At 55.1% G+C, this 12,425-nt stretch carries 13 protein-coding genes; 2 read left to right on the forward strand and 11 right to left on the reverse strand.

Translation table 11 applies throughout. The features are described 5' to 3' along the window. Positions 1–123: 123 nt before the first annotated feature. Positions 124–492 carry a group I truncated hemoglobin gene (locus RUA4292_RS12000; protein ID WP_058277782.1) on the forward strand — a complete coding sequence of 123 codons (369 nt, stop codon included), beginning with the start codon at positions 124–126 and terminating at the stop codon, positions 490–492. Further along, on the forward strand, positions 489–1,547 hold the full coding sequence (locus RUA4292_RS12005; protein WP_058271454.1) for an adenylate/guanylate cyclase domain-containing protein: 1,059 nt from the start codon (positions 489–491) through the stop codon (positions 1,545–1,547). Before RUA4292_RS12000 ends, RUA4292_RS12005 begins: the two co-directional genes overlap by 4 nt. An 8-nt stretch (positions 1,548–1,555) precedes the next feature. Here the strand turns inward: RUA4292_RS12005 and RUA4292_RS12010 are convergent, their stop codons facing one another. From RUA4292_RS12010 to guaA, 11 genes are all read right to left on the reverse strand, one after another. Beyond that, a complete protein-coding gene (locus tag RUA4292_RS12010) occupies positions 1,556–2,170 on the reverse strand; it encodes a TetR/AcrR family transcriptional regulator (protein WP_058271885.1) in 615 nt (204 codons plus the stop codon). 103 nt (positions 2,171–2,273) lie between these two features. After that, positions 2,274–3,143, reverse strand: a complete 870-nt coding sequence (ppk2, locus tag RUA4292_RS12015; protein ID WP_058277783.1) for a polyphosphate kinase 2 — start codon at positions 3,141–3,143, stop codon at positions 2,274–2,276. Between the two features lie 49 nt (positions 3,144–3,192). Beyond that, the gene (locus RUA4292_RS12020) at positions 3,193–4,146 is read right to left on the reverse strand and encodes an alpha/beta fold hydrolase (RefSeq protein ID WP_233493426.1); all 954 of its coding nucleotides are present in this window, start codon (positions 4,144–4,146) and stop codon (positions 3,193–3,195) included. Further along, positions 4,136–5,053 (reverse strand): homoserine O-acetyltransferase MetA, encoded by a 918-nt coding sequence (gene metA, locus RUA4292_RS12025; RefSeq protein WP_058271457.1) that lies wholly within the window; start codon positions 5,051–5,053, stop codon positions 4,136–4,138. Before metA ends, RUA4292_RS12020 begins: the two co-directional genes overlap by 11 nt. 39 nt (positions 5,054–5,092) lie before the next feature. Then, on the reverse strand, positions 5,093–5,965 hold the full coding sequence (locus RUA4292_RS12030) for a hypothetical protein (RefSeq protein ID WP_058277785.1): 873 nt from the start codon (positions 5,963–5,965) through the stop codon (positions 5,093–5,095). Positions 5,966–6,014: 49 nt separating this feature from the next. Beyond that, positions 6,015–6,911, reverse strand: a complete 897-nt coding sequence (locus RUA4292_RS12035; protein WP_058277786.1) for a DMT family transporter — start codon at positions 6,909–6,911, stop codon at positions 6,015–6,017. A 104-nt stretch (positions 6,912–7,015) separates the two neighbouring features. Beyond that, positions 7,016–8,143 (reverse strand): OmpP1/FadL family transporter, encoded by a 1,128-nt coding sequence (locus RUA4292_RS12040; RefSeq protein ID WP_058277787.1) that lies wholly within the window; start codon positions 8,141–8,143, stop codon positions 7,016–7,018. Positions 8,144–8,264: 121 nt separating this feature from the next. Beyond that, positions 8,265–9,170: a DMT family transporter gene (locus RUA4292_RS12045; protein WP_058277788.1), complete on the reverse strand. Its 906-nt coding sequence runs from the start codon at positions 9,168–9,170 to the stop codon at positions 8,265–8,267. 92 nt (positions 9,171–9,262) lie between these two features. Further along, positions 9,263–9,958, reverse strand: coding sequence for an FkbM family methyltransferase (locus RUA4292_RS12050; RefSeq protein ID WP_158507024.1), 696 nt, complete (start codon positions 9,956–9,958; stop codon positions 9,263–9,265). 45 nt (positions 9,959–10,003) lie between these two features. Further along, on the reverse strand, positions 10,004–10,714 hold the full coding sequence (locus RUA4292_RS12055) for a hypothetical protein (RefSeq protein ID WP_058277789.1): 711 nt from the start codon (positions 10,712–10,714) through the stop codon (positions 10,004–10,006). A gap of 66 nt (positions 10,715–10,780) precedes the next feature. Beyond that, positions 10,781–12,340 (reverse strand): glutamine-hydrolyzing GMP synthase, encoded by a 1,560-nt coding sequence (gene guaA, locus RUA4292_RS12060; protein WP_058277790.1) that lies wholly within the window; start codon positions 12,338–12,340, stop codon positions 10,781–10,783. Positions 12,341–12,425: the final 85 nt, after the last annotated feature.

Below are 12,425 nucleotides of genomic sequence, written 5' to 3' on the forward strand. Positions count from 1 at the left end.
CATGTCTCAACACGCCACCTAAATGGTCGCCCCGCAGTGCATCCGCGTCATAAGCGTTAACAAAACTGTCAATATGATATAACCTCGTGACGTTAGTGGTGAATAACGTTTGGGTTATGTGTCGTGGGGCAGACAATTTACGAAAGATACGGTGGCTTCAAAACGATCTCGCGGATCGTGATGACCTTTTACGAAATGGCGTTGGAGTCCGATCAGATCGGCGGTCATTTCGAAGAAATAGACATGCCTCGTTTGATTGATCATCAGACCAAGTTTGTTTCGTCCCTGGTTGGTGGACCCGCATCCTTTAGCGATGACAGGATCGAGGCGGTTCATCGTCACCTGAACATCTCTCACGCCGATTTTGACGAGATGGCCGCGCTTTTCAGCGAGGCCCTGTCGATGCATGGAATGGAAGACGCGCATGTAAAAATTGCCCTTGATGCCATCGAGTCAAAACGAGCCATCATCGTGGCACGCGACGCCGCATGAGTATTCTGGCCATAAACGAACAGCTGCTCCGCGCGATTGGTGTCGGCGTCGCTGTTGTGCGGGCCTCGGATTTGGGTTTCGTGTTTCACAACGGTCCATTTACCGAGTGGTTTGGGGCACCGGCCGAAGGTCAGACCCTGTTGGATTATTTTCCCGACCTTGATCCAAAAGAGCTTGAAGACGTCAAGCAATCCGGCTTGCGCTACTCGGCCGAGCTGCAGGTCAAGCCCAAGCGCCGGACGCTGATATTCGCGGTTGCGGTGTCCCTGGCCAACGGCCTTTCCGAACAGGTGCTGGTGGTCGAATTTCAGAACATCACCCGCATTCGCGAGCTTGAGAGCATGATCGACAGTTATTCGACCATGGTCGAGCGTAATACGCGCGAATTGGAACGCGAGAAAGAGCGGGTCGAACGGCTGTTGTTGAACCTCATGCCCCGCGCTGTGTACGAAGAGTTCAAGACCTTTGGTGTCGTTACGCCGCAGCTCTACGATCAGGTCTCGGTCGTGATGCTGGATTTTGTGGGCTTTACGGACTTTGCGGCAAAGACCGACCCGACTGTGACACTCAGCGAGTTGAACGATGTCTTCACGGCCTTCGACCGGATCGTCGAACAATATGGCTGCGAACGGATCAAAACTATCGGGGACGCTTATTTGGCGGTCTCGGGTATGCCGGACGCAACACCGGATCATGCGACGGCCGTAGCCCATTGCGCGGTCCGGTTCTTGCGATACCTCGAACGGCGCAACGAAAGCCATCCGCATAAATGGCAGGCTCGGATCGGTCTGGGAATGGGGCCGGCTGTCGGCTCGGTCGTGGGTATTCAGAAATACGTCTACGATGTGTTTGGTCCAGCCGTGAACATTGCTTCACGCCTGCAAGTCTTTGCAAACCCAATGAATATTGTCGCCCCGGAAGAGATGAAATATGCGTTGATTGATGAGTTCCAGGTCTCGGATATTGGGCCGGTGGATATCAAGGGCATGGGGCAGATGGATCTGATTAACGTCACCTCGGGCCTTAGTGTTCCGGCACCAAGGCCCAGGTTCTAGCTCGAACCTCAATCGTCCTGCGGAACCAGACCTAAACCCCGCAAATATATTCCAATGCCACTTTCCAACAGATCCTCTGGCGGGAATGGAGAGCTGGCACCTGTGTTTCGGGCATAAAGCTCAACAACGCCATGGCTCATGGCCCAGATGTGAGCACTGAACATCGACGCAGGTGGCCGTTTTTCTGGCGGGATGTGTTGCGAAAGATCTGCGGCTGCTTTTTCCAGCACGCTCTTGGCCCGGTTGGCGGCCAGCGCCAATTCAGGCGTTCGGTTTACGGAAATCCCGCTTTCGAACATGGCGATGTAGTGACCAGGGTGCTTGCGGGCAAAAGCCAGATAAGCCCGACCAGTAGCCTCAAACGCTGCCAAGGCCGAGGGTTGGCCTGTGTCATAGGCGTACTGCATCAGGTCGGCAAACATTTCAAAGCCCTGACGGGCGGCTTCCGCAATCAGGTCCTCGCGCCCCTGAAAGTGCCTGTATACAGCTGCAGGCGTTACACCCGCGGTCTTTGCGGCCTCGGAAAGGGTAAAGCCTGTCGGACCTTTTTCTTCGATCAGCGAAAGAGCGGCCTCGATCAGGGCTTGCTTGAGATTGCCGTGGTGATACCCGCGTTTTGCCATGCCTGTGTCACGAGCCTTTTTGTTTAAGTTCCGGGGAACCAAGACATAATCCACGCCTGCCGGTTCGTCCAACCCTTGGCAGCAATGGAGCGCGAAAATGTCATCACGCGTCCAACACCTCGGGTCCGCCGCAAATCAGTGGATCGATCTTGCCAATAGCCTTCTTGTCTTTTTCATCATATTCCAGCGCGTGCAAAACAGTTCGTATTGCCGCGATGCGGGCGCGTTTTTTGTCGTCTGAGCGAATGATGGTCCAAGGGCAAAGGTCTGAGTGACTGCGGGTCAGAGTTTCCGAGATCGATTGCGTGTACTCGTCCCACTTACCAAGCCCCGCAATGTCGATTGGGCTAAGTTTCCATTGCTTTAGCGGATCTGTCTCACGTGCCAGAAAGCGGTTCAGTTGCTCCGCGCGCCCGACGTTAAGCCAGAATTTGAACAGTTTGATCCCGTCATTCACCAGTCCGGTTTCAAGCGGCAGAACCTGCCTGAAAAAACGTTCGCGTTCTTCGGGTTCGCAAAAACCAAAGACGTTTTCGACCACACCGCGATTGTACCAGCTGCGGTCAAAGAACACGATTTCGCCTGCCGCAGGCAGATGTTGAACGTAACGTTGGAAGTACCATTGGCTGCGTTCGGTGTCGGAGGGTTTGCTCAGCGCCACGTTGCGGGCGCCGCGCGGATTTAGGTTCTCGCGAAAGCGTTTGATCGTACCACCTTTTCCGGCGGCATCGCGGCCTTCGAAAATGATAGCAACGCGATTGTCTGTTTCCCTGACCCAGGATTGCATTTTGACCAGCTCGATCTGCAGCAGATCCATTTCTTTCTCGTAATCCTTACGCTTCATTCTTTCTTCGTAAGGATATGTCGGGTTCAGGATGTCGTCTTTCTTTGCGTTTTCAATGGCTGATCGCACCTCTTTCGGCGCGTCCTTGCGGAAATACTTTTCAATGGAACCTTTTTCCGAACGGGCCATTAGCTACCTCGCCATAAAATCCATATCCTACTATGGATTAGCTGCCGGTTTAACGCAAACCCGCTCGGTCGGCCGCGCGGTCGATTGCTGAGGCAACCTCGGGGGCGGCCACAACCTGCGGCATGTGACCAATACCCGGAAGCTCGATCAGTTCCGCGTCGGGGATTTGGTCGACCAGTTGTTCTGCATGCCAGGCAAACTTGACAGTGGTGTCAGCCGTTCCGTGAACAACTTCGGTCGGTACGGAAATTTCCCCATAGCGGGGTTGCAGGGCGCGAACTTCGTCCAGCAGGTTGGCCCGTTGCTTGGCATTCGCATTCATCGAGGCGCGTCGCATCGTCAGGCCGGGGCCGAAATGCTGAGCATACCCTGCGGGTGCCTTCTGCGGGGCAAAGACTTTGTCCAGCGCTTGTTCCACGTACCATTCAGGGACAAACGCGGTGATCAGGGGCAGGGCCAGCGTATTGCCCGCCTCAGTCGACGCCAGCTTGTTGAAACCGTCCAGTGGCGTCTCCCACGGGATTGCAGCCGGTGCGATCAAAACAAGGGCAGAAATGTTGTCGGGCCGGGTGACCGCCCAAGCCAGCGATACGGACCCGCCATAGCTTTGCCCCGCAACAATAGGTTTTTCGGCTCCTAATTGGGCTGCAGCCTTTTGCAGGATTAACGCTTGTTCTTCAATGGGTTCGCCGTTCGAATTGAAGCTGTCACTATAGCCCAGACCGGGTCGGTCGAATACGATCACACGGAAGTTCTCGGCCAAGATCGGTGCAAGAGAAAAAGTCATGTCACGGGTGTTACCGCTGGACCCGTGGATCAGAACCACATCGGGGCCGTCGCCCATGACCACCGCATGGACGGCGATACCGTCGACCATCACCATTTCACCCTCAGGAGGGAAACGAGCCTCAGCCGCAGCTTCGTTCTGTGCTGCGCGCCAGACGGTCAGCAGGATCAGACCCGATAGAACGAGGCCAAGGAATATCAAAACTTTAATGACCAACGTCTTCCATGTTGAACGGTGTGGACTGGTAAATCTCATTGATCCAGTTGCCGTACAGCAGATGCGCATGGCTGCGCCATCGGTTTTGCGGCGGTTGTGATGGATCGTCGTCTGGATAGTAGTTCATCGGCACGTTGATGGGGGTCCCGTTCGAGACATCGCGATCATATTCCTGCTTCAACGTATCACTGTCATATTCGAAATGGTTAAAGATATAGATCGCACGATGCGAGGGGTCCTCGACCAGACAGGGGCCGACCTCATCGCTGCCCAACAATGTCGTCAGGCCAGGCGCGCTGTTGATCTCAGATTGGTTCATTGTGGTCCAGCGGCTGACAGGGATCACGCAATCATCAGAAAAACCGCGTAAAAACGGGGAAGAAGGAGCCAGATTCTGGTGCCGATAGCAACCAAACGCCTTGGCATCGAGCGCCTGTTTGTCGATGCCGTGGAAATGGTTGATCATCGCCATTCCACCCCAGCAAACGCCAAAGGTGGAATGGACGTTCGTCTGAGTCCATTCGAATACTTCGGTCATCTCGTCCCAATAGGTGACGTCATCGAACTCCAGATGCTCGATCGGCGCGCCCGTGATGATCAGGCCGTCGAATTTCTGATCCTTTACCTCTTGGAACGGTTGGTAGAACTCGGCCATGTGATCGGCGGCGGTGTTCCTGGTGCGATGTTCGGTCATGCGGATCAGCGACAGGTCGATCTGCAGAGGCGTGGCACCAATCAGACGCGCGAACTGGTTTTCGGTCTGAATCTTCTTGGGCATCAGATTCAGCAATCCGATCCGCAAGGGGCGGATGTCCTGACGCATTGCCTGATCCGCAGCCATGACCATGACGCCCTCTTTGGTGAGAACGTCGTAAGCGGGCAGGTCGGAAGGGATCTTGATCGGCATTAGGTGCAAGCCTTTGGAGTTACTGTGTAGAGGCGGTAATTAAGCCCGGTTTGTCCGGGTCTCAAGGGTGCGTTCGATCAACTCATCGAAATCACTCGCATCGCGGACCTTGTGCATGTCATCAGCGGTGACTGTGACACCCCAATTATCCGCCATGGCCTGATAGCGCGGTTGGCGGTGCGCCAAGGCACGGGCATAGGTCCAGCGGATAAAGGCGTCAGGGTCGACGTCCTCGGGAACGTAGCCATGTTCGGTGAGGTATTCGTCCCAGACCCGGGTCAGAAACTCTGCCTGATAGGACATCGGCTTAGGGGCCTTATCGAAACGGCGGATCAGTTCAGCGGTGTGGTCCTCATCGCCCTTGATCCAGATCATCAGGGTTTGGCGGGACAGCTCGGACAAGACATGATCGGCCGGGTCCTCAGGATCGACCCATTCGCAAATTGACCCGCCGGTATCACAGATGAAGTTCGGGTATTGATACAAACGCTTGGCGCGGTCGATGAAATACTCGGTGTCCAGTAAGGCGTGGATCTCAGCCAGGCGGAACTGCTCCTGCCGGCGACGATACTCCGTCAGTTCCAAGCCACCCAGTTCCGGTTTGCCCGGTTTGCCCAGATAGGTCGCAACCGGTGTCAGGTTTTCGAACGAGATATTTGAGCCGATATAGATCGAATCCGACAGCAACAGGTCGCGCAGGAATGGAACTTTCATCGCCTCGGCTTTGGCGTTGTCGATGATGTATTCGCCCATGTACCGGGTGCCGATGCGGTAGTCGATCGAGTAGTGGAACCAGTCCCCGGAATCGCGCAGCACGGTCGACACATAGGTCTTACCCAGCCCAGACATGCCGAAGAACAGCACTTTTTTCCGGGCCGCTTCGCGCCAGTCCTTTGCCGAGCTGTAGATCATTGTCCGCTGTCCCTTTTTCTGACCTAGCTAAAACGGGCAGGGGGCGGCGTCAATCACGTGAGCGGGACCAGTTCAGAATCAACAACCCGATCGCCAGTACGGCAAAGCCCAAAAAGGCCTGCGGCGGTAAGGTTTCGTCGCGCACCAGTGTGCCTAAAACGATGGCGACTGGCGGTATGACAAGCGTTACTAACATCAGGTTTCCGGCCCCGGCCATGGCAAGAACGCGGTAGTACAGCAAGTACGCTCCGGCCGTTGCGATCAGGGCGTAATAGGCAATGGCCGCCCACGTTATCGCCGGCAGGTTCAAAACGGGAAGCCCGTCGACCACGAGGGAAACAGGCAAAATCAGAATGGTTGAGCCGGTTAGCATGCCAGCTGCGGCAACTATGGGAGACAAGCCTGACAACTTGATTCTGGCCCAAGCGCTGGCCAACGCGTAAGAAACTGTTCCGGCGATGATTGCCAGTTGGGCAACGCTTTGAAGGTTGAAAGTTGCGAAATTTTTGAGGCCGATTGCAATTGCAACACCCAAAAAACCCAGACCGACACCCACTCCGCGCGCTGGGGTCAATCGCTCGTCCTTGAAGAACATTGCGGCGATCAAAACGCCGAAAACAGCGGTTGCGGCGTTCAGGATCGAGGTCAGGCCAGTTTCAATATAAAGCTGCCCCCAAGCCATAAGCGAGAAGGGGATGGCATTGTTCAACAACCCCATCATCAGGAATGCGCCCCAGATACGCGGACTGATTGGAACGCTCAGCTTTTTGACCCAGGCAACGATCCACAGCGCCAGCATCGCCCAGAAAACGCGGTGCAGGACCGAGGTCATGACGGGGATCGTGTCCAATGCGACGCGGATCGAGATAAAGGATGCGCCCCAGATCACGCCCAGAAGCAACAGTTCGGCCCAAGCCCTTGGAGACAGGTGTTTTTGAGGTTCCATAGCCCGTTCTCGCATTCCCAAAGGCGATGTTCGACCCGAAACTTGCGCAAAGAAAAACCCCGCCGAAAGCGGCGGGGTTTTTGTAGTTGGTTCGGTCGGCGGGATCAGTTCAGCGTGTAAGTGAGCTGAAGGCCGACGCTCCATGCCGAGTTGCCCGAGAATTCGCCACCTGTTGTTGTGGTCGCGTCTCCGATGTCGGTATAGCGGATGCCGCCAGAAATCTGAGCCTGCTCGAAGGAGTATGTACCACCTACGCCAAGGCTCCAGAAACCGTCGGTGGGGCCGAGGTTCGAAACAGCAGAACCCGAGGACGTTTCATAGCCCGCAGAGATCGCGCCAGAAAACTCTTCGGTGAACTTGTAGCCAAGACCCAGTGTGTAGGTGAAGGTGTCGTCCGCGTAGTCAACCAGGTTCTGTTGCGCAGCGGCAGTATAAACCGGCGGTGCCAGAACTGTCTGCGGCCAGTCAACCCAGCGGATCGAGCCGAACAGCAGCGTTTTAGGTGCCACACCGGTCTGGAAGTCCAGATTTACCGATTGAGGCGTCACAACTTCGGTTTCGGTCTGTGCGGTCACAAGCGGTGCGGGGACGGGCGGTGGTCTTCGGTTGATGGACTCCGTCGAGTCGAAATCGTGCGTGATTTTTGAGTTGTAGGTCAGTGCGACACGTGCCGCGATTTCGGGACGTTCCCATGCGACGCCTACGACGTAACCGAAGTCAACCTCAGAGCCGGATTCAAATTCGTAACCGGCAACAACCGGGACAGCAACCGTTGCCTTGGCTCGCTGTGCGCGAATACCGCCGATTGCGCTGAAGCCGCCATCGAACTTGTAACGCACCAGGGCAGTAATCGCATCAACATCCGCTTTAGCGCGCAAAACGTCGGTGCGACCACCAAAAGCGGCCAAGGGGTTCTGCGACAAAGGATAGTTCGACGGGTACTCGACATCGGCACCGTACGGTTCATCATAGATGAGAGCAAAGTCCAACTGATCGGTAAACGAATGCTTGTATGCCAGGTGTGGTGTCCAGAAGCTTTTGGCGATGTTTCCGGAATCAACACCGTTCTGCTCACCGCTCACGTCGGGGTTTGCGTAACCCAAACGGAACTGAACAACAGAACCTTCCTCAAACAGAATGTTGACGCCCTGGCCGCTGCGATCAAGACCGCCTGCGTAAGCACCGGTTGCGCCAACGCATACCGCACACGCCTGTAAAAGCGCTTTTTTCATTAGTTCCTCCCTCTAGGTCTCCTGGAGGTCAGCGCCTGTTGATATGTGGTGCGGACTGACCTGCATTGTGGTGCTCGTTATTTTCTTGAGCTTTACCTTATCGTCAACTGGTGACCGTGCGTTACTTGTGTTGAGTGTCGCGTAGAGGTGTTGCCAAACTGTTACGATTCTCGGCGTGAACGTTCAGGAAAATACCTACGAAAATTACCGCAGCGCCTAATAGGGTCCAGTGATCCAGCGGTTCGTGATACAGAACCATACCTATGACCGCGATTGTGGGCAGGCGTGCAAAGTCAAACGGCACCACAACGGTTGCCGGGGCAATCGCCAGCGCATTTGTGATGCAGTAATGCGCCAGCAGCCCGGCCAGTCCCACCAGCAACAAAAACGGAGCTGTGCTTGCCGAGGGCAGGGTGATTTGTCCGTCGATACCCGATGCGATCAGCCCCAGCACGGCTTGCATTACTGTCAGCCAGAACATGATGCATCCGATGCTGGCAAAACGAGTGAGGGACTTTGTCGATATCGTTGTTAAGGCGAAGAAAACAGCGGACATAGCAGCGGTCATCACACCTGCACTGAGAGGCACGGAGCCCGGCCGGGCGACCAGTAGAATTCCGGCAAATCCGATCAGCGCCGATAGCATGCGCACGGTCGTCAGGCGCTCTTTCAATAGAAGTGGAGACAGCAGTATGACCCATATGGGCTGGGTAAACTCCAGCGCAAAAACCTGCGCCAACGGAATGGCGCTGACCGCATAGAACCAGAGGTTTTGCCCGGTGAAATGCAATACGTTCCGGATGCCGTGCAAGCCGATCCGTTCAGTCGAAACCTGGTGCCACTTTCGCGTCAGAGTCAGGATCAGGGCGACCACGCAGATGCCGACGAGGCTGCGGTAGAACATGATCTCGAACGTGTCATGGGTCACGCTCAGTTCACGGCCAGCGATTGCCATAGCTGAAAATGAGGTAATTGCCCCTGTCATCCAAAGTGCGGCTTTGACTAGATGACTCGGTGAGCGCGTCAAAACGGTAATACCTGAACACAACCGGGCGTGATGGCCAGACGCCGGCTCCGGTCGGGCAAATTTCGCGTTAGACGTAAGAGCATGGATTGAGCCTATCGGTTGTTGCGGAAAAGATAGTCCTGCTGGTTCAGGGCGGTTTCCAATTTGTAGCCAACGGTGCCCAGAAATCCCTGCAGTCGATCCAGGTCCCGGCACTCGATCAACATAAAATCAAAGCGAAACCGGTCATGATCAATCCCCTTCAGAACATTCAGTTCCGCCCCTTCGACATCCAGAGACAGCAGGTTTACTCTGCTGGGGGCTTCAGCCTCGATGAGAATTTCGTTGAGCGGGCGCGCGACCGCGCCGAAAGAGAAACTGACCTCGGTTTCTTTCATATGTAGCTGGGCATTCTTTAAATGCTCGCTTCGATCCGCAAGGTCTAATTCCTGTCCGACACTGACGCTCATCAGGTTTGCGTAAACCATCTCGATCAGACGATCGGGAAATCCGAATTCGACGCAGGCATTGCAAAAAACCTTGCTCCGACTTCCGCGTAGAGAGAAACATTTAAGGAAGTTATGCGGTGCCGGTTCGATCAGGACACCCTGCCATCCCCGCTCTTTCTCGAAATAGTAGGTGTTGGATTGCGTGACGCCGTCATTGGCCCCGAGTTCCACAAAGGAACCGTTGTCGAAATCCAGATAGGGCTCAAGCTTCTGATCCAGAGCGTTCAGCCCATAATATCTGGTATTTTGTGGGTTGAGACGCTTTGAAACCGAATTTCTGATCTTGTTGAGTATTTTCACAACGCCCATCCTATCGTGTGTTGGCGGCATCGCATCCGCAGCGTCCTAGCTGTCGTCGGCGCTCAGAATGCCCAGCCCACCTATAGGGGCCAAAGGTTTCTTTCTCGGCAGTTGCCGCGATGGATTGAGATAGGCCGATGTGGTCCATGTATAGGAATTTATCGGGCCGAAGCCGTTGAAATCGCATCTGTTCCAGCCTGTGGCCTCGTCCAGCAAGGCGATGCAGTCCGGGTGCCTGTCCGAATTGTCGAACACAATCATTGTCGGATCTATCCGTTTCTGCTGGAACTGTTCCCGAACAAATCTGGCGCAGGCGTTGCGATAGCGCCCATCGATGACGACGATATCGGCATTTCGTATTTCATCGCGTTCAACATATTGCGCTTCTTCCCGCTCGAAGAAATAGGTGAAATGCGGTTTGTCGGCGAGAGAAGCAGAAATCTTGTCAAACCAGCCTTTGTCGTTTTCGACCGACGTTACCTCTGCACCTGCATTCAGATAGTAGATCGAAGAGTTCCCGCTGCCATATTCCAGAACGCGAACGCCGTTCAGATCGAAGCTGTCCAGGTATTCGATGGCCGGATATGTGTACCACGGGATTTCACGGCCCTCACCATCGTGGCAGTCCCAGTTTTCTATGGAATTGTATTGGCCATAAGTTTCACCCAGAATCCGGTAGGTTTTGACCTGTTCCAGTGACGCTCTCGACGCACGTTTCAGGACCTTTTGCAATATCCAGAAATGGGTGTTCGTCATGAAGGCCTCTCGCTGATGAAAGTGGATTAAGTGTTCTCAACGCGCACAATTGACACAAATTGCCGTCTATTCCCACTCAATCGTGCCCGGAGGTTTCGAGGTGATGTCATAGGTACAGCGATTGATGCCCTTGACTTCGTTGATGATCCGCGTGGCCGTTTCGCCTAGGAATTCGTGGCTGAATGGATAATAGTCAGCCGTCATACCATCCACCGATGTCACCGCACGCAGGGCGCAAGCGTAGTCATAAGTGCGCCCGTCGCCCATGACGCCAACGGTGCGAACCGGTAGAATCGCGACAAAGGCTTGCCAGATGTCATCGTACAAACCGTGCTTGCGAATCTGGTCGATATAGACCGCATCCGCTTCGCGCAGGATATCCAGCTTTTCGCGGGTGATCTCACCGGGGCAGCGAATCGCCAGACCGGGACCGGGGAAAGGGTGACGACCAATAAAGCTCTGCGGCAGGCCTAGTTCGCGGCCTAGGGCGCGAACCTCGTCCTTGAACAGCTCGCGCAATGGTTCGACCAGTTTCAGGCCCATTTTCTCTGGCAGTCCGCCAACGTTGTGGTGCGATTTGATCGTGACCGAGGGGCCGCCCGAGAAGGACACCGATTCAATGACGTCCGGATACAGCGTGCCTTGCGCCAGGAATTCGGCACCATCGATGGTGTCAGCGTGTTTCTGGAACACGTCGATGAACAGCTTGCCGATAATCTTGCGCTTGGTCTCGGGGTCGCTTTGACCTTCGAGTTCACCAAGGAACAGATCGCTTTCGTTCGCGTGGATCAGCTGGATGTTGTAATTGTCGCGGAACATGCCGACGACTTCTTCGGCTTCGTTCTTGCGCAGCAAGCCATGGTCCACGAATACACAGGTCAGCTGATCGCCGATTGCCTCGTGGATCAGGATCGCCGCGACCGAGCTGTCGACACCACCGGACAGACCGCAGATGACCTTTTTGTCGCCGACCTGCTCGCGGATCTTTTCGATCATTTGTTCGCGATAGGCACCCATGGTCCAATCGCCCTTGAACCCGGCGAGTTTGACGAAATTCTCATACAGTTTTGCACCTTTGGGTGTGTGGTGCACTTCGGGGTGGAACTGAACCGCATAGAAATGACGGTCGCTGTCCGCTGTAATCGCATAAGGCGCGTTTGGCGAGGTGCCGTAAACGGTGAAGCCGGGCGCGATTTCGCTGACATGGTCGCCGTGGCTCATCCAGACCTGCTCGTCACCGTCCGAAAACCAGCCTTCCAAAATATCCAGCTTTGCCTGCGGGGTAACAAACGCACGCCCGAACTCGGCCGTGCCGTGTCCGCTTTCAACTTTGCCGCCCAGCTGGTGCATCATCACCTGCTGGCCATAGCAGATGCCAAGGATTGGAACGCCGTAATCAAAGATCTCTTGCGGTACACGGGGCGAACCCTCACGTGTCACGCTGTCAGGACCGCCCGAGAATATCACGGCCTTGGGGGCCATTTCCCGCACAAAGTCCATCGTGACTTTTTGATAGGGGTGGATTTCGCAATAGACATTCAGCTCGCGCAGGCGGCGCGCAATAAGCTGCGTAACCTGGCTGCCGAAGTCGATGATCAGAAGGCGGTCATGGGTGTCTTGGGTCATGGTTGGCTATTAGGTCGCAAGCCTTGCATGTGCAAGCGCTATGACGTCATTTGTGCAATTGTGCCTCAGGATAATACAGAAAGAG

Source organism: Ruegeria atlantica (genome assembly GCF_001458195.1).
In the GTDB taxonomy this organism is placed as follows: domain Bacteria; phylum Pseudomonadota; class Alphaproteobacteria; order Rhodobacterales; family Rhodobacteraceae; genus Ruegeria; species Ruegeria atlantica.